This is a genomic window from Streptomyces sp. NPDC086519 (assembly GCF_040686075.1).
Taxonomy (GTDB): domain Bacteria; phylum Actinomycetota; class Actinomycetes; order Streptomycetales; family Streptomycetaceae; genus Streptomyces; species Streptomyces shenzhenensis.
In genome coordinates this window covers 123,084-140,226 of the sequence record NZ_JBFBJL010000017.1, presented here as the reverse complement: position 1 = coordinate 140,226, position 17,143 = coordinate 123,084, and the positions used below count along the sequence as shown (strand labels likewise).

General features: G+C 72.8%; 15 protein-coding genes and 1 pseudogene. 8 read left to right on the top strand and 8 right to left on the bottom strand.

Going from position 1 to position 17,143, the window contains the following annotated elements:
* The first annotated feature begins 1 nt into the window (after position 1).
* The 4 genes from AB0P24_RS18430 to AB0P24_RS18415 all read left to right on the top strand — a co-directional run bounded on the left by AB0P24_RS18430 (position 2) and on the right by AB0P24_RS18415 (position 4,623).
* The gene (locus AB0P24_RS18430; RefSeq protein WP_365795142.1) at positions 2-1,951 is read left to right on the top strand and encodes a fumarate reductase/succinate dehydrogenase flavoprotein subunit; all 1,950 of its coding nucleotides are present in this window, start codon (positions 2-4) and stop codon (positions 1,949-1,951) included.
* Complete coding sequence (locus AB0P24_RS18425; protein ID WP_365795140.1) at positions 1,948-2,697, top strand: succinate dehydrogenase/fumarate reductase iron-sulfur subunit; 750 nt, start codon at positions 1,948-1,950, stop codon at positions 2,695-2,697. Before AB0P24_RS18430 ends, AB0P24_RS18425 begins: the two co-directional genes overlap by 4 nt.
* Positions 2,698-2,995: 298 nt before the next feature.
* Positions 2,996-3,760 (top strand): GNAT family N-acyltransferase, encoded by a 765-nt coding sequence (locus AB0P24_RS18420; protein ID WP_365795219.1) that lies wholly within the window; start codon positions 2,996-2,998, stop codon positions 3,758-3,760.
* Positions 3,760-4,623, top strand: a complete 864-nt coding sequence (locus AB0P24_RS18415) for a lysophospholipid acyltransferase family protein (protein WP_365795138.1) — start codon at positions 3,760-3,762, stop codon at positions 4,621-4,623. Before AB0P24_RS18420 ends, AB0P24_RS18415 begins: the two co-directional genes overlap by 1 nt.
* 291 nt (positions 4,624-4,914) lie before the next feature.
* Here AB0P24_RS18415 and AB0P24_RS18410 read toward each other — a convergent pair whose 3' ends face one another.
* Positions 4,915-5,106, bottom strand: coding sequence for an antitoxin (locus AB0P24_RS18410; protein WP_365795136.1), 192 nt, complete (start codon positions 5,104-5,106; stop codon positions 4,915-4,917).
* 219 nt (positions 5,107-5,325) lie between these two features.
* On the opposite strand from AB0P24_RS18410, the gene AB0P24_RS18405 reads away from it, so the two are divergent.
* Positions 5,326-7,800, top strand: a complete 2,475-nt coding sequence (locus tag AB0P24_RS18405; RefSeq protein WP_365795134.1) for an ATP-dependent Clp protease ATP-binding subunit — start codon at positions 5,326-5,328, stop codon at positions 7,798-7,800.
* Here the strand turns inward: AB0P24_RS18405 and AB0P24_RS18400 are convergent, their stop codons facing one another.
* A complete protein-coding gene (locus tag AB0P24_RS18400; RefSeq protein WP_365795132.1) occupies positions 7,801-8,802 on the bottom strand; it encodes an LLM class flavin-dependent oxidoreductase in 1,002 nt (333 codons plus the stop codon). It abuts the gene before it with no gap.
* A gap of 116 nt (positions 8,803-8,918) precedes the next feature.
* Between AB0P24_RS18400 and AB0P24_RS18395 the strand changes: the two genes are divergently transcribed.
* Positions 8,919-9,410, top strand: coding sequence for a hypothetical protein (locus tag AB0P24_RS18395; RefSeq protein ID WP_365795130.1), 492 nt, complete (start codon positions 8,919-8,921; stop codon positions 9,408-9,410).
* Positions 9,411-9,423: 13 nt separating this feature from the next.
* On the opposite strand, the gene AB0P24_RS18390 is transcribed toward AB0P24_RS18395, so the two are convergent.
* Positions 9,424-9,639: a dodecin gene (locus AB0P24_RS18390; protein WP_234532253.1), complete on the bottom strand. Its 216-nt coding sequence runs from the start codon at positions 9,637-9,639 to the stop codon at positions 9,424-9,426.
* A gap of 194 nt (positions 9,640-9,833) precedes the next feature.
* Between AB0P24_RS18390 and AB0P24_RS18385 the strand changes: the two genes are divergently transcribed.
* On the top strand, positions 9,834-11,096 hold the full coding sequence (locus tag AB0P24_RS18385) for an extracellular solute-binding protein (protein WP_365795128.1): 1,263 nt from the start codon (positions 9,834-9,836) through the stop codon (positions 11,094-11,096).
* Positions 11,097-11,133: 37 nt separating this feature from the next.
* On the opposite strand, the gene egtD is transcribed toward AB0P24_RS18385, so the two are convergent.
* From egtD to egtA, 4 genes are read right to left on the bottom strand one after another with little or no spacing between them, the layout of a single operon-like run.
* Entirely contained in the window at positions 11,134-12,096 is a 963-nt protein-coding gene (egtD, locus tag AB0P24_RS18380) for an L-histidine N(alpha)-methyltransferase (protein ID WP_365795126.1), read from the bottom strand.
* Positions 12,093-12,944: an ergothioneine biosynthesis protein EgtC gene (gene egtC / locus AB0P24_RS18375; protein ID WP_365795124.1), complete on the bottom strand. Its 852-nt coding sequence runs from the start codon at positions 12,942-12,944 to the stop codon at positions 12,093-12,095. Before egtC ends, egtD begins: the two co-directional genes overlap by 4 nt.
* A complete protein-coding gene (gene egtB / locus AB0P24_RS18370) occupies positions 12,944-14,269 on the bottom strand; it encodes an ergothioneine biosynthesis protein EgtB (protein ID WP_365795122.1) in 1,326 nt (441 codons plus the stop codon). The genes egtC and egtB overlap by 1 nt, the downstream gene beginning before the upstream one ends.
* Entirely contained in the window at positions 14,266-15,597 is a 1,332-nt protein-coding gene (gene egtA / locus AB0P24_RS18365; RefSeq protein ID WP_365795120.1) for an ergothioneine biosynthesis glutamate--cysteine ligase EgtA, read from the bottom strand. Before egtA ends, egtB begins: the two co-directional genes overlap by 4 nt.
* Before the next feature lie 278 nt (positions 15,598-15,875).
* Here egtA and AB0P24_RS18360 point away from each other — a divergent pair.
* A pseudogene (locus AB0P24_RS18360) lies at positions 15,876-16,680 on the top strand (TIGR02452 family protein).
* Position 16,681: 1 nt separating this feature from the next.
* Here AB0P24_RS18360 and AB0P24_RS18355 read toward each other — a convergent pair.
* Entirely contained in the window at positions 16,682-17,131 is a 450-nt protein-coding gene (locus AB0P24_RS18355; RefSeq protein WP_365795118.1) for a type II toxin-antitoxin system PemK/MazF family toxin, read from the bottom strand.
* Positions 17,132-17,143: the final 12 nt, after the last annotated feature.

Below are 17,143 nucleotides of genomic sequence, written 5' to 3'. Positions count from 1 at the left end.
CATGACCGACTACGTGAACTACTCGACCGGCGCGCCGGTCACCGACGGCAAGGCCCCCGACGGCCCGATCAACGAGCGCTGGGACAAGCGCCGCTTCGAGGCCAAGCTGGTCAACCCGGCCAACCGGCGCAAGCACACCGTGATCGTCGTCGGCACCGGCCTCGCCGGCGGCTCCGCCGGGGCCACCCTCGCCGAACAGGGCTACCACGTCGTCCAGTTCTGCTACCAGGACTCCCCGCGCCGCGCCCACTCGATCGCCGCGCAGGGCGGTATCAACGCGGCGAAGAACTACCGCAACGACGGCGACTCCGTCCACCGGCTCTTCTACGACACCGTCAAGGGCGGCGACTTCCGGGCCCGCGAGTCCAACGTCCACCGCCTCGCCCAGATCTCCGTCGAGATCATCGACCAGTGCGTGGCACAGGGCGTGCCGTTCGCCCGGGAGTACGGCGGTCTGCTCGACACCCGGTCGTTCGGCGGCGTGCAGGTGTCCCGGACCTTCTACGCCCGCGGGCAGACGGGCCAGCAGCTGCTGCTCGGCGCGTACCAGGCACTGAGCCGGCAGATCGCCGCCGGGAACGTGGAAATGCATCCGCGCACCGAGATGCTCGACCTGATCGTGGTCGACGGACGGGCGCGGGGGATCGTCGCCCGGGACCTGATCACCGGTCGCATCGACACGTACTTCGCGGACGCCGTCGTCCTCGCGAGCGGCGGCTACGGCAACGTCTTCTACCTGTCGACGAACGCCATGAACTCCAACGCCACCGCCGTGTGGCGGGCGCACCGGCGCGGTGCCTACTTCGCCAACCCCTGCTTCACGCAGATCCACCCCACGTGCATCCCGCGCACCGGCGACCACCAGTCCAAGCTCACGCTGATGAGCGAGTCGCTGCGCAACGACGGCCGGATCTGGGTGCCCAAGGCCAAGGGCGACACCCGGCCCGCGAACCGGATCCCCGAGGACGAGCGCGACTACTACCTGGAGCGCATCTACCCGTCCTTCGGCAACCTGGTCCCGCGCGACATCGCCTCCCGCGCCGCGAAGAACGTCTGCGACGAGGGGCGGGGTGTCGGCCCCGGCGGGCAGGGCGTCTATCTGGACTTCGCCGACGCCATCAGGCGGATGGGACGCAAAGCCGTCGAGGCCAAGTACGGCAACCTCTTCGACATGTACCAGCGGATCACGGACGAGGATCCGTACGAGGTGCCGATGCGGATCTATCCCGCCGTGCACTACACGATGGGCGGCCTGTGGGTCGACTACGACCTCCAGACCACCGTCCCCGGCCTGTTCGCGGTCGGCGAGGCCAACTTCTCCGACCACGGGGCGAACCGGCTCGGCGCCTCGGCGCTGATGCAGGGCCTGGCCGACGGGTACTTCGTGCTCCCGGCCACCATCAACGACTACCTGGCCCGCAACCCCCACCAGGAGGCGGTGACGGCCGGACACCCCGCGGTCCAGGAGGTGCTGGCCGAGACGGAGGACCGGCTGAACCTGCTGCTGTCCGTCGACGGCGACCGCACCCCCGACTCCTTCCACCGGGAACTCGGCGAACTGATGTGGGAGTTCTGCGGCATGGCCCGCACGGACGCCGGGCTGCGCAAGGCACTTGAGCGCATCCCCCAGATCCGCGAGGAGTTCTGGCGGCGGATCAAGGTGCCGGGGACCGGCGAGGAGTTCAACCAGTCCCTGGAGAAGGCCAACCGCGTCGTCGACTACCTGGAGCTCGCCGAGCTGATGTGCCTCGACGCGCTGCACCGCGCCGAGTCCTGCGGCGGCCACTTCCGGGAGGAGTCCCAGACGCCGGACGGCGAGGCCGCCCGCAGGGACGACGAGTTCGCGTACGCGGCCGCCTGGGAGTTCACCGGCACCGGGGACGCCCCGGTCCTGCACAAGGAAGACCTGGTCTTCGAGTACGTCCACCCCACCCAGCGGAGCTACGCATGAAGCTCACCCTGCGCGTCTGGCGGCAGCGCAACGCCGACGCCGACGGCGCGATGTCCACGTACGAGGTGGACGGCATCTCGTCGGACATGTCGTTCCTCGAAATGCTCGACACCCTCAACGAGGAGCTCATCCTGCGCGGCGAGGACCCGGTCGCCTTCGATCACGACTGCCGCGAGGGGATCTGCGGCGCGTGCTCCCTGGTGATCAACGGGGACGCGCACGGGCCGGAGCGCACCACCACCTGCCAGCTGCACATGCGGTCCTTCAAGGACGGCGACACGATCGACATCGAGCCGTGGCGGGCGTCCGCGTTCCCGGTGATCAAGGACCTGGTGGTGGACCGGTCGGCGTTCGACCGGATCATCCAGGCCGGCGGGTACATCACCGCGCCGACCGGGGCCGCGCCGGAGGCCCATGCCACGGCGGTGCCGAAGGCCGACGCCGACTTCGCGTTCGAGCACGCCGAGTGCATCGGGTGCGGGGCGTGTGTCGCCGCCTGCCCGAACGGGGCGGCGATGCTGTTCACGTCCGCCAAGGTGAATCACCTGAACGTGCTGCCGCAGGGGGCGCCCGAGCGGGAGACGCGGGTGCTGGACATGGTGGCGCAGATGGACGAGGAGGGATTCGGGGGGTGCACGCTGACGGGTGAGTGCGCGACGGCCTGCCCGAAGGGGATTCCCCTGATGTCCATCACGAGCATGAACAGGGAGTGGCTGCGCGCTACGCGGAAGACGGGGAAGCGGTAGCGCCGTTGCGAGGCGCGGGGCGCTGAACCGTGAAATGACGTTCGCCGAATGGTGCGGACGGGCGGGGCCGGGGTTGGTGCTCTCCGGCCCCGTCTCGCGTTTCCGGGGGGCCGCTGGATCACGGTAGCGTTACCCCGGCGCCTCCGTGAGTGACCGGACGGCCCCCGACCCCCGGCATTCAGCAGTCCCACATCCACGGGTCCCGCGTACGTCACGCCGAGTCCAGCCTGCCACGGAAGAAAGCAGGTGCAGTTTTCCTCAGCTTCCGCTCGGCGCAGGAGACCTCCCTATGACCGCCATGCCCGCCTCACCCCCCGCCCTCGCCGCCCCGCCCGGGGGCTCCGCCTACCTGGTGCAGCTCGCCCGTGACGAGGACGACGTCCGGGCCGCGCAGCGGCTGCGCCACCAGGTGTTCGCCGGAGAGATGGGCGCCCGGCTCGACGGGCCGGAGCCGGGTCTGGACGTGGACGCCTTCGACGCGTACTGCGACCACCTCCTCATCCGCGAGGCCCTCACCGGCGAGGTCGTCGGCACCTACCGGCTGCTGCCGCCGGAGCGCGCCGCGGTCGCCGGCCGCCTCTACTCCGAGGGCGAGTTCGACCTGGGCCCGCTGGCCGGCCTCCGTTCCGGCCTCGTCGAGGTCGGCCGCTCGTGTGTGCACCCCGCCCACCGCGACGGCGCCGTCATCGGCCTGATCTGGGCCGGCATAGCCCGGTACATGGTGGACCGCGGCCACGAGTGGCTGGCCGGCTGCTGCTCCGTCCCGCTCGCCGACGGCGGCGCCCTCGCCGCCGCCACCTGGGACCGGGTCCAGGCCAAGCACCTCGCACCGGAGGAGTTCCGGGTACGGCCGCTGCGCCCCTGGGTGCCCACCGGTCCGGCCCCCGAGGGACGCACCGAGCTGCCCGCCCTGCTGCGCGGCTACCTCCGCCTCGGCGCCTGGGTGTGCGGGGAGCCCGCGCACGACCCGGACTTCGGGGTCGCCGACATGTACGTGCTGCTGTCGATGCGCCGGGTCAACGCGCGCTATCTGCGGCACTTCCTCTCGCTCGTCCCGGCCTGATGAGCGTCTGGCTGCCCAGCGCGCCCTGCACTCCGGGCGCGTGTGTGGAGCGCGCGGGGTCGCTGACGGCCCTGCCCCGGGCCGTACTGCGGTTCACCGCGGTCGTGGCCCTGATGCTCGTCGCCGTCGCGCTGCTGCCGCTCGGCGGCAGGGTCCCCGCCGAATGGGTGCGGCGGTTCTCCCGCACGCTCGTCCGGGCCGCCGGCGTCCGAATCCGGATCACCGGCAGTGCCCCGAGCAGCGGCGGGGTGCTGCTGGTCGCCAACCACATCTCCTGGATGGACATCCCGCTGCTGGCCGCCGTACGGCCGGCGCGGATGCTCGCCAAGAAGGAGATCCGCGAGTGGCCGGTGGCCGGCGCGCTGGTGGCCGGGGCCGGGGCGCTGTTCATCGACCGGGACCGGCTGCGCGCACTGCCGGACACGGTCGGCCGGATCGCCGGGGCGCTTCGGGAGGGGGCCGCGGTGGTCGCCTTCCCGGAGGGCAGCACCTGGTGCGGCCGGGCCCAGGGGCGGTTCCGGCGGGCCGTGTTCCAGGCCGCGCTGGACGCCGGTGCGCCCGTGCAGCCGGTGCGGCTGCGCTACCGGCTGGCAGCGGGAGCGGCCAGCACCGTGCCCGCCTATGTCGGCGAGGACACGCTGCTGGCTTCCCTCTGGCGCGTGGTGACGACCCGCGGCCTGGTGGCCGAGGTGGACATACGTCCGCTGATACCGGCCGACAGCCACCCGGACCGTCGTACCCTCGCCCGCGCCGCGCAGCCGGTGACCCATGAGCCGGCCTGGACGCACGCGGCCCTGGTGAGCCCCGGGCGGGCGACTCAGTGGCCGGCCTCCCAGTGGAACCTGAGCAAGTCCGCTCCGTAGTCGCCGCCGTCGGGCGTGCGCGATGACGGCTGCGTCGGACGGACACTCCGTGACGGGCGGCTCGCGGGGCAGGGACAAACCCCGCGAGCCCAAGGCCAGGGCCTGGGCCCGTCGTTTCCTCCGGGCGCTCCACCGCGTCGCCGTCCTCTTCCGCCCTGCGGCCGCATGCTCACGCACGCTCGTCCAAGCTCGCGTGGCGGCATCCCCGTCGCCCTGCTCGGGTCGGCCGGCAGGGCGCCGTGAGCCAGGCCGGCCTGATCCGAACGGCAGGCTCCTGCCCCGGGCGCCTCTCTACTGCGGAGGGTTGCCCTGCCTCCGCTCCCGCTCGATGTAGTCGTCGGCCTGCTTCTGGCCCATGTCGACCTGGGACCGGTACTTGTTCCCGGTCCGCTGGTCGATCATGTCGCCGCCCTTTTGGACGCCCTGTTTGGCCTGGTCCTCGTGGCCCTTGAGCATCCCCTTGAGCTTGTCCAGCATGGACATGGCAGCCCTCCTCGACGGTTGCGGCTTCCACCCCCAGCCTTACCGGCCGCGGCGCCGTCCGCATCTCGGCGGGCGTCCCCGTGCGGGCCCGGCGCGCCTGTGCAAGCTTGGAAGACGCGGATTTCCGCCGTCCGCGGAGGCCGCCCGCAGTCCCCCGCACAGGTTCCCGCGCAGCCGCCTCCAGCCCCCGCGCAGCCGTCCGCAGAAAGGCCCGGCCCCATGAGCACTTCCGGTTTCGGATTCGGACGCAGTCCCTTCGAGGAGTTCGACGAGCTGATGTCCCGCTTCTTCGGCGGATCCGGACCGGGCGCACCGACCCGCCGTCCGCAGCGCGTCGACATCGGCAGTCTGCTGTCCGAGCGGGCCCGGGAGCTGGTCGCCGAGGCCCGTGACCTCGCCGCGGTCGAGGGCAGCGAGGAACTGGACGCCCGGCATCTGCTGGCCGCCGCCACCACCCACGACTCCACCCGGCGGCTGCTCACCGAGGCGGGCGCCGACCCCGACCGCCTCCACGAGCGGCTCACCGCCGGGCACGGCGGCGGTCAGAAGACCGAGCCCACCACCCTCACCCCGGCCGCCAAACGCGCCCTGCTCGACGCCTACCAGATCTCGCGCGCCGAGGGCGCCTCCTACATCGGCCCCCAGCACCTGGTGCGGGCGCTCGCCGCGAACCCGGAGTCCATGGCGGGGCGGGCGCTCGGCGACAGCGGCTGGGAGCCGACCCGGATGCCGGCCGAGGGCCCGGCGGAGCGCAGGAAGCCCAGCACCACGCCGACCATCGACGAGTACGGCCGTGATCTCACCGAGGACGCCCGGGCCGGGCGCCTGGACCCGGTGATCGGTCGGGACGACGAGGTCGAGCAGACCATCGAGGTGCTCTCCCGGCGCAGCAAGAACAACCCGGTGCTGATCGGTGACCCCGGTGTCGGCAAGACCGCCATCGTGGAGGGCATCGCGCAGCGGATCGTCGCCGGCGACGTGCCCAAGACCCTCGAAGGCAAGCGGCTGGTCTCCCTCGACCTGGCCGCGATGGTGGCCGGCACCAAGTACCGGGGCGAGTTCGAGGAACGGCTGAAGAAGCTCCTCGACGAGGTCCGCGAGCATGGCGACGAACTCGTCCTGTTCCTCGACGAGTTGCACACCGTGGTGGGCGCCGGGGGCGGCGGCGACGGCGCCCTCGACGCGGGCAACATCCTCAAACCCGCCCTGGCCCGCGGCGAGTTGCACCTGATCGGCGCGACCACGGTGGACGAGTACCGCAGGCACGTCGAGAAGGACGCGGCCCTGGAGCGCCGGTTCGCGCCCATCCTGGTCGGCGAGCCGACCGTCGACGACACCATCGAGATCCTGCGCGGCCTGCGTGACCGCTACGAGGCCCACCACCAGGTCCGCATCACCGACGAGGCGGTGGTCGCCGCGGCCGAGCTGTCCGACCGGTACATCACCTCCCGGTTCCTGCCCGACAAGGCGATCGACCTGATGGACCAGGCGGCGGCCCGCGTCCGGCTGCGTTCGAAGACCCCGCCCACCGACACCCGGGACATCGAGGACCGGATCGCCGCCCTGAACCGGGAGAAGGACCAGGCGGTCGCCGACGAGGAGTACGAGCGCGCCAAGGAACTCCGCGACCGGATCAAGGCGGCCGAGGCCGAGCTGGAGCAGGCCGGCACCGCCGAGGAGCACGCGCCCAGGGTCACCGCCGAGGACATCGCCGAGGTCGTCTCCCGCACCACCGGCATCCCGGTCGCCCAGCTCACCGAGGAGGAACGGGAACGGCTGATGAAGCTGGAGGAGCACCTGCACGAGCGGGTCGTCGGCCAGGACGAGGCGATCACCGCCGTCGCCCGCGCGGTCCGCCGTGCCCGTGCCGGCATGAGCGACCCGAACCGGCCGGTCGGCAGCTTCCTCTTCCTCGGCCCGACCGGCGTCGGCAAGACCGAACTGGCCCGCGCCCTGGCCGCCGCCCTGTTCGGCGACGAGGCCCGCATGATCCGCCTCGACATGAGCGAGTTCCAGGAACGCCACACGGTCTCCCGGCTGGTCGGCGCCCCGCCCGGATACGTCGGCCACGAGGAGGCCGGGCAGCTCACCGAGGCGGTGCGCAGGCAGCCGTACGCCGTGCTGCTCCTGGACGAGGTGGAGAAGGCGCACCCGGACGTCTTCAACACCCTGCTCCAGTTGCTGGACGACGGCCGCCTCACCGACTCCCAGGGCCGTACCGTCGACTTCAAGAACACCGTCGTCATCATGACGTCGAACATCGGCGCCGACCGCATCCTGGCCGCCGGCACCGAGGACTACGCCAAGGTCCGCGAGGCGGTCATGTCGGCCCTCCGGCAGCACTTCCGGCCCGAGTTCCTCAACCGCATCGACGAGATCATCGTCTTCCGCGGCCTGGACCGGTCCCAACTGCGCCAGATCGTCGACCTGTTGCTGGAACACACCCGGCGCCGGCTGCACGCCCAGGAGGTCACTCTCGACGTCACCGACGCGGCCGCCGAACTGCTCGCCAACCTCGGCCACGAGCCCGACTTCGGCGCCCGGCCGCTGCGCCGCACCATCCAGCGCGAGGTCGACGACCGCCTCGCCGACCTGCTGCTGTCCGGCCAGCTCGTGGCCGGCGACCGCGCGGTGGCGGACGCGGCGAACGGCGAGATCGTGATCAGGTCGGACAAGCCGGCCGAGGTGAGCTGATCAGAGGGCGTTCACGAGGGCGGCCAGCCGCCGGTACGACTCCAGCAGCGCCGTACGGTCGTACGTGCTCGTGGTGACCAGCACCTCGTCGGCGCCGGTCTCCTTGAGGACCGTCTCCAGTTCGTGCGCGACCTGGTCCTCGGTGCCCGCGATGTGCCCGGTGAGCCCGGACTCGTAGAAGCCGCGCTCCTTCGCGGCCATCGTCCGGGCCTCGACGGCCTCGGCCGGGGGCAGCGGCGGGAACGTGCCGTGGGTGCGGGAGTACGCCATCGACCAGGCCTCCGGGACGAGCAGCCGGCGCGCCGCCTCGGGGGTGCCGGCGACGGCGATCGTCCCGGAGATCACGACGTAGGGCTCGGCGGCCCAGGGGGAGGGGCGGAAGCGGTCGCGGTAGCGCTCGATCCCGCGCCGCATCTTCTCGCGGCCGCGCAGATCGCCGATGACCATGGGCAGCCCGGCCCGGGCCGCGATGTCCGCGCCCTCACCCATGGCCAGCACGAACGGCGGCACCCGCAGGCCGTCCGCGGGGCGGGCCCGCACCCCGGTCGGAGAGGTCCCCTCGAACCAGCCGAGCAGCTCGCCGAGCTGCGCCGCGAAGTCGTCGGCGTCGCCCTTGTCGCGGCCCAGCGCCCGGCGCACGCCGTCGGTGAAGCCCACCGACCGGCCCAGGCCCATGTCGATCCGCCCCGGGTACAGCGACTCCAGCACACCGAACTGTTCGGCCACGACCAGGGGTCGGTGGTTCGGCAGCATCACGCCGCCGGTGCCGACCCGGATGGTCCGGGTCGCGCCGGCCACGGCGGCGGCCAGCACGGTCGGTGCCGAACCGGCCACCCCCGGCACCCCGTGGTGCTCCGACACCCAGAAGCGGTGGTAGCCGAGCGCCTCCACCTCCCGCGCCAGCGCCACGGTGTCCCGCAGCGCCTCACCGGGCGCGTGCCCCTCCCGGGTGCGGGAGCGGTCGAGGACGGAGAACCGGGTCCGGGCGGCAAGTGCGTTCACAGAGACTTCAACAGCCCCGCGGCCACAGGATTCCCGCCGGGGCGGTACGCCGTACGCGTCGCGAAGCCGCCGCCGCCCGCACCGCCGGTCCGGGGTCCCCGTTCTAGGGTGTCGGGGTGACAGAGCGCAGCAGGCGGCCGATCGCCGTGTTCGACATCGACAACACCCTCGCCGACACCGCGCACCGGCAGCGGTTCCTGGAGCGCGGTCCGAGGGACTGGGACGCGTTCTTCGCGGCCGCGCCGCACGATCCGCCGATCGCCGAGGGGATCGCGCTGGCCGTCGCGGCCGCCGAGGAGTGCGAGGTCGTCTACCTCACCGGGCGGCCCGAGCGCTGCCGGCGCGACACCCTGGACTGGCTCGCCGCCCATGGGCTGCCCGAGGGACGCGTGCACATGCGGCGCAACGCCGACCGCAGGCCCGCCCGGCACACCAAGCTGGAGATCCTCGGCCGGCTCGCCGAGCGGCGCGAGGTCCGTGTCCTGGTCGATGACGACGAAATGGTGTGCGCCGCCGCCGAACGGGCCGGATTCACCGTCGTACGGGCCCGCTGGGCCGACCGCTCGGCGGTGCTGGAGCAGGCCCAGGAGGGGGAGGGGCGGACCTGACGGGAGAGCGCTGTCAGCCCTCGTCTTCGATGCGGAAGCCCACCTTCAGGCCTACCTGGTAGTGCTCGATCTGCCCGTTCTCGATCTGCCCCCTGACCTGCGTCACCTCGAACCAGTCGAGGTTGCGCAGGGTCTGGGCGGCGCGTGCGACACCGTTGCGGATGGCCTGGTCGATGCCCTCGTGCGAGGTGCCGACGATCTCGGTGACCCGGTAGGTGTGGTTCGTCATCGGGAAGCTCCTTTCGTCGTCACCCCACCGTGCCGCATCCTCAGGCGGAGCGCGAGGCGTCGGTTCCCAACCGCCCGCAGCCCTTGACCCCCCGTATTGGTCCATACCAAAATCCCGTACACCCGTACGAGCCCCGTGCTCGTTCCCCCACGCCGGGCCCCTTCGCCTGTCCGCCAGACAGAACAGGAACCGCCGTGAGACTTCGCCGACCGCTCGCTCTCGTCTGTGTGTCCGCCGCCCTGCTGAGCGCCTGTGGAGTGCTGCCGGGCCAGGGCGGCGGGCGGCACACGGTCACGGTGTGGCTGATGCGGAACAGCGCCTCGGCGGACTTCCTGCGCCGGTTCACCGCGGACTTCGAGCGCACCCACGAGGACGTCCGCCTGGACATCCGCATCCAGGACTGGACCGGCATCGTGGACAAGGTGCAGGCGGCGCTGAAGAGCGACGCCGACGACGCGCCCGACGTCATCGAGGTCGGCAACACCCAGGTCCCGCAGTACGTCGAGGACGGCCGGCTCACCGACCTCACCCTGGAGTCGATGCGCGACTGGGGCAAGGAGCACTGGCTGCCCGGCCTCGCCGAGCCCGGCCGGGACGACTCCCGCCAGTACGGCATCCCCTGGTACGCCGCCAACCGGGTCGTCATCTACCGCAAGGATCTGTTCAGGAAGGCCGGGATCAGCACCCCGCCGAAGACCCGCGCCCAGTGGCTGGCCGACACCGGGAAGCTCAACTCCGGTGGCAGGCAGGGGATCTACCTCGCCGGACAGGACTGGTACACGCTCTCCGGGTTCATCTGGGACGAGGGCGGCGACCTCGCCGAGGAGACGGACGCCGGCTGGCAGGGCACCCTGGACAGCCCGGCCGCACTGCGCGGGATGGACTTCTACCGGCGGCTGCAGGCCCTCGGCAAGGGTCCCGCCGACGCCGACGAGGAACACCCGCCCCAGGCGCAGGTGTTCGCGGGCGGCCAGGTGGCGCAGATCGTCGCGGTGCCCGGCCTCGCCCAGTCCGTCGTGCAGGAGAATCCCCGGCTGAAGGAGGAGATCGGGTACTTCCCGGTGCCGGGGCTCACCGCGGACCGCCCCGGCGCCGTCTTCACCGGCGGTTCCGACCTCGTCGTACCGCAGAACACCGACCGGCCCTACGACGCGACCGCCGTCGTCGGCGCGCTGACCGGCGCCAAGTGGGACACCGAACTGGCCCGCACCATGAACTACGTGCCCAACAAGACCGCACTGGCCGGCGCGGTGGCCGGGGAGGAGGGGGTCGCCGCGATGGCGGCGGGTGCCGCGCGAGGGCGCGCGACCCCCCACACCCCGGACTGGCCGGCGGTGGAGGCCGACAACCCGATCAAGGGCTACATGACCAAGGTGCTCGGCGGAGCGGACCCCGCGACCGAGGCCCGCCGCGCCTCCCGGCGGATCACCGAACTGCTCGCGCCGGACTTCGGGTGACCCGGCGGGCGACTCGGCGGCCGGTTCGGCGGGTGACTCAGCGGGCGACGCTCAGGGAGAGCGCGAAGCGGCCCTGCGAGTCGGTCCACCAGTTGGTCAGCTCAAGTCGCGCGGTGGCCAGTTCGGCGGTCACGCCGTCCCGCCGGAACTTCGCCGACACCTCGGTGCGCAGTTCCTCGCCCACCGCGAAGTCCACCGCCAGATCGAGCGCGGGCACCTTCACGGTCTGCGCCACCCGGGAGCGCAGCCGCATCTCGATCCACTCGTTCTCCGCGTCCCACAGGGCGACATGGTCGAAGGCGCCGGGGTCGAAGTCGGCGCCCAGCTCCCGGTCGACGACGGCGAGGACGTTCTTGTTGAACTCGGCCGTCACCCCGGCCGCGTCGTCGTACGCCCGGACCAGCACCCCCTCGTCCTTGACCAGGTCGGTGCCGAGCAGCAGCGCGTCGCCGGGCGCGAGCAGCCCGCGCACCGACGCGAGGAACGCGGCCCGCTCGGCGGGCAGCAGGTTCCCGATCGTGCCGCCGAGGAACGCCAGCAGCCGGGGCCCCGGCGTTCTCGGCAGTTCGAGCCGGCCGGTGAAGTCGGCGATCAGGGCGTGCACGGACAGCCCCGGCCGCTCCGCGATGAGCGCCTGGCCGGCCTGCGTCAGCGCGCTCTCGCTGACGTCGACCGGGACGTACACCTCGAGTGCGGTGAGCGCGTCGATGAGCAGACGGGTCTTCTCGGAGGAACCCGAGCCCAGCTCCACCAGGGTGCGGGCGCCGCTCGCGGCCGCGATCTCGCCGGACCGGGCGCGCAGGATCTCCCGCTCGGCCCGGGTCGGGTAGTACTCGGGCAGCTCGGTGATCTGCTCGAACAGCTCGCTGCCCCGCGCGTCGTAGAACCACTTCGGCGGCAGCGTCTTCGGGGCGGCGGTGAGGCCGGTCAGGACATCGGCGCGCAGCGCGGCGTCCGTGGCGTCCTCGGGAAGGGTGCGGGTGACACGGAAGGGACTCACGTACAGGGCTCCTTCGGGAATGTGGGCGCCCCCGCCCGGACGCAGCCGGGGGCGGGGGACCGTGCCGGGTCCTCGACCGGGTTCGCGACGGGCCGGTCGACCGGGTTCTCCACCGGGGCGAGTGCGACGCCCGCGCGGCTCGCGGTGAGCAGTGTGCGGTCGGGGACCTCCCGCCAGCGCGGGTCGTCGTCGTACGGCTCGGAGGCGACGACGATGCGCCGACCGGGTTCCGAGAGGTAGAAGAGGCTGTCGCCCCAGACGGTGGCGGCGATGGTCTCGCCGTCGGTGAGAAGCAGGTTCAGCCGGGCGGAGGGAGCCGCCCCGGCCACCTGCTGAACCGTTTCGGCGAGGGCAGGGCCCGGTGCCGTGCCGGACCGCAGCCGGTGAAGGGCCAGCGCCCAGACGAACGCCGAGTCGGTGCGTGCCTCCATCGCGAGCAGGTCGGCCGGGGGCAGCAGCGGGACCAGTGCCGCCAGGCTCTGCGGCCAGCCGGGGACGGCCCCGTTGTGGCTGAACAGCCAGCGGCCCGCCGCGAACGGCGCCGCCGCGGCCTCCGCGTCCGCGCCCGCCAGGGTCGCGTCCCGTACGGCGGCCATGAGCGCCCCGGTGCGCACCACCCGGGCCAGGTCGGCGAAGGACTGGTCGGCCCAGATCGGCCCCGCCCGCCGGTACCGGGCCGGCTGCGGATCCGCCGGGGCGTACCAGCCCACCCCGAAACCGTCCGCGTTGACCGTCCCGTACCGCTGCCGCCTGGGTGCCCACGACTGCCGGTAGAGGGAGTGCTCGGGCTCCACGAGGAGCCGGCCGAGCGGCTCCTCGGGTCCCAGGCAGGCCAGATGACGGCACATCAGGCTGCCTCAGCCGAGCGGGCGGTGCGGAAGCCGGAGAAGATCTGCCGCCGGATCGGGTAGTCCCAGTTGCGGAACGTCCCCCGGCAGGCCACCTGGTCCACGGCGAACGAACCGCCGCGCAGCACCTTGTACTCGGAGCCGAAGAACACCTCCGAGTACTCCTTGTACGGGAAGGCGGCGAAGCCGGGGTAGGGCAGGAAGTCGCTGGACGTCCACTCCCACACGTCACCGATCAACTGCCGCACGCCCAGCGGGGACTCGCCCTCCGGATAGCTGCCCGCCGGGGCCGGGCGCAGATGCCGCTGGCCCAGGTTGGCGTGGTGGGGCGCCGGGTCGGCGTCGCCCCACGGGTAGCGCCGGGACCGGTTCTCGCCGGGGTGGTGCCGGGCGGCCTTCTCCCACTCGGCCTCGGTGGGCAGCCGGCGCCCGGCCCAGCGGGCGTAGGCGTCCGCCTCGTACCAGCACACGTGCAGGACGGGCTCCTCGGGCGGCACGACCTCGGTGCCCCCGAACCGGCGGCGCAGCCACTGGCCGCCCTCCCGGTGCCAGAACTGCGGCGAGCGGATGGAGTGCTGCCGGATGTGCGCCCAGCCCTCCGGCGTCCACCAGCGCTCGTTCTCGTAGCCGCCGTCCGCCATGAACTCCAGGTACCGGCCGTTCGTCACCGGGGTGGTGTCGATCCAGTAGGACGCCACCTCCCGCCGGTGCGCGGGGCGTTCGTTGTCCAGCGCCCAGGGCTCGGTGGAGGTGCCCATGGTGAACGGGCCGCCGGGCACGAGGACCTCGGCGGGGCCGGTGAACGGCGGGGCCGGGGCCGGGTCCGGGGCGGTCAGGGCCTGGGGGCCCTTGCGGAGCTGATGGGTGATCAGCATCGTCTCGTCGTGCTGCTGTTCGTGCTGCGCGATCATCCCGAAGGCGAAGCCCGCCTCGGTCAGCCGGCTGCCGCTGAACGCTGTGCTCTCCAGCAGGTCGAACGCCCGGCCGCGCACCTCGGCCGCGTACCGCCGGGCCTCGGCGGGCGGCAGCAGCGGCAGCGAGGGCCGCTCGGAGCGCGGATGCTCGAAGGCGTCGTAGAGGCTGTCGATCTCGGGGCGCATCGCCTCCCGGCCGCCGACGTTGCGCAGCAGCCAGAGCTCCTCCTGGTTGCCGATGTGCGCGAGGTCCCAGACCAGCGGGGACATCAGCGGGGAGTGCTGGGCGGTGAGGTCGGGCTCCGCCACGCAGCTGGTCAGCAGCGTGGTGCGGTCGCGGGCCGTGGTCAGGGACTTCAGTGCCCGGTCCCGCAGGGTCTCGATATCGATGTCGACGTCGGTCTCGGTCATGCGCTGATGTCCTTCCCATGGTCGCGAGGGGCCGTGCCGCGCAGGCGGTCCAGCAGGTCGTCGGCCGGGCAGCGGCCCCGCAGCACGTACCGCTCCCGGTACGTCGCCACGGCGTCCATGACCTCGGGGGTCGCGCCGAGCCTCGGCAGGGCCTCCAGCGCCGCCGTGAAACAGGCGACGGCGGCCTCGTGCAGCTCCGGGTCGCCGAGCCCGGAACGGGCCGCGTCGAGCCACAGCGGGTTGTTCGGGGCGGGCCGCGGCCCCGCCCGCTCGGCCAGCGGTTTCACCGTCCGGTACGCGGTCTCCGCGGCCTCCGGGTCGTCGAACAGCGCCGCCGTCACCGCCAGCGGCACGATCCACCCGTCGTCGCCGGGCTGCGCGTCGATCATCCGCAGCTCCAGGTGACCGCGCGGCCTGACCGGCGGGAACAGCGTGGTGAGGTGGTACGCCAGGTCCGTGCCGGTGGGCGGCGCCGCCGACCGGGTCCAGGCCCGGAAGGTCAGGCCCTCGGGAACCTCCCAGGGGCCGCCGTCCCGCCGTACGCACATCACCGGTGCGTCCAGGACGTGCCGGGCCCAGGCGGTGCGCGGGTCGCCGTCCAGCGGGGGCGCGCCCGCCCGGCCGGCGCCGATCTCCATCCACAGCAGCTGCCGCGTGGAGACCCAGCCGGTGGGCCGGTGCCCGACCAGCGGGGAGTTGGCGAACGCCGCCACCAGCACCGGGCCCAGCTGATGGGCCAGCCACCAGCGCCGGGTGTAGCCGAGCGGGCCGGGCTCCTCGTGGCCGGCGTCCAGGCAGACCTGGACGGACGCCGAGGCGCACATCATGTGGCGCCCGGCCGTGCCGGTGCGGTCCAGGCACGTCTCCATCGCGTCATAGCGCGGCTCGCGCAGGAAGCGGCGGGGTGCGTGCCAGGGATCGTGACCGACGCCCACGAGTCCGAGGTCCTGATCGGCGAGGACCTTGCGGACGGCGTCCAGGTCGGCGGAGACGGTGCCTGTGCACTCCGTCAGGGAGGCGGCGGGCGGCGAGCTGAGCTCCAGCTGGCCGCCTGGTTCGACGGTGAGCGTCGACCTGAGGGGCACCGTGCGCAGTGCGGCGTAGGCCGCTTCGAGTCGTTCGGGTGTCACCGGGAGCTGCGGCCGGCGCAGCTCGTGGACCAGCCATTCCACTTCGACCCCGAGGGTGCGGGGCGGGCCGGTCTTGAAGCAGATGCCCTTGACCAGGGCCTCCACCTCCGCCTCGGTGACAGCGGTGCGGTCGTCCGAGAAATCGGTCTGCACCGAGCCGTCGGTACAGTGGCCGCCGCCGGATATCGAGTCGGACATGCAGGGATCCTCCTGAGATTCCACCATGCCGCCGCCCCGGCCGTGGACGCGTCGGGGACGGCAACGTCCGTTCCACCCAAGACCGTCGCGTCCATTCGCACAAGGGCACCTCTACGGACGTTCTGGATCGGTAACCCCTCCTTCCTTGTGTGTTTCCGACCGTTTCAGGTCAAGGAAACTCCGTTGCGCGGCACCACCAGCATCACCCAGGATGCGTGCGTGAGCACGACGGAGGAGGCCGCGCGGGCCGCGGTCATGGCGTCCACGGGGGTGGCGCCATGAGCGCGCGCCTGCGCGGTATCGCCCGGCAGACCGAGGAGATCGTGGCCTTTGGGGGCTACCGCGCGCCCGACGGCCGCGAGGTCCTGCTGGCGGCCGGCATCGCGGCTGCACGGCCCGGACCCGGTCCCGGTCCCGTCCGTCCCCGACCTGGACGCCGTCTTCGAGGTCACCGCCGAGAGCAGCCTGGAGGCGGCCCGCCGCCTCGCCGACGCCCCGGTGGCCGTCCTGAACTTCGCCTCGGCCCGCAACCCGGGCGGCGGCTATCTGAACGGCGCCCAGGCGCAGGAGGAGGCCTTGTGCCGCGCCTCCGCGCTGTACACGTGCCTGCGCGAGGCCCCCGGGTACTACGACCACCACCGCGCCCACCGCGACCCCTTCTACACGGACCGCGTGATCCACTCACCGGCCGTTCCGGTCTTCCGCGACGACCGCGGCGCGCTGCTCGCCGAGCCCTACCGGGCGGGGTTCCTGACCGCCGCCGCGCCCAACGCGGGCGTGATCCGCCGTACGACCCCGGAGCGGGCCGGTGCACTGCCGGACGCCCTCGCCGTACGCGCCGAACGGGTGCTGGAGGTGGCCGCCGCGCACGGCTACCGGCGGCTGGTCCTCGGCGCCTGGGGCTGCGGGGTGTTCCAGAACGACCCCGCACAGGTGGCGGGCGCCTTCCGGGAACTCCTGGGCCCCGGCGGACGGTTCGCACGGACCTTCGAACACGTGGTGTTCGGCGTCCTCGACCGCACGCCGGGATCCGTGGTCCGGGCCGCCTTCAGCGAGGCGTTCCGGACCGTGGGCGTCCAGTGAGTCAGTTCCAGCCGTAACGCTCGTGCAGCCGGTGGCGTACGAGGTTGAAGCGGCCCCGGTCGAGGGCGCAGGCCTCTCGGCGCATGCCGTCCTCGTGCAGGCGCAGGACGCGGTCCACGTTCACCCAGGAGTCGCGGCCGGTGCGGTCCCAGGGGCCGCCGCCGATCGCCACCCACTCACGGTCGTTGTCGTGCCGCTTGCTGGACAACTGGACGGCGAGCAGGGTGCCGGCCGGCTCCCGGGCGACGACCAGCACCGGCCGGTCCTTGCCCCGCCCGTCGTTCTCCTCGAAGGGCACCCAGGTCCAGACGATCTCACCGGGGTCGGGGTCGCCGTCGTGGGCGGGGGAGTACTCGGTGCGCACCTTGCCGACCTCGTGCGGGTCGGCCTCGGCGGTCGCGGTGGGGCCGTACCGGCCGGGGATGCTCTCGTCGTCGATAAACGCAGTCACGTGGGCACCCTA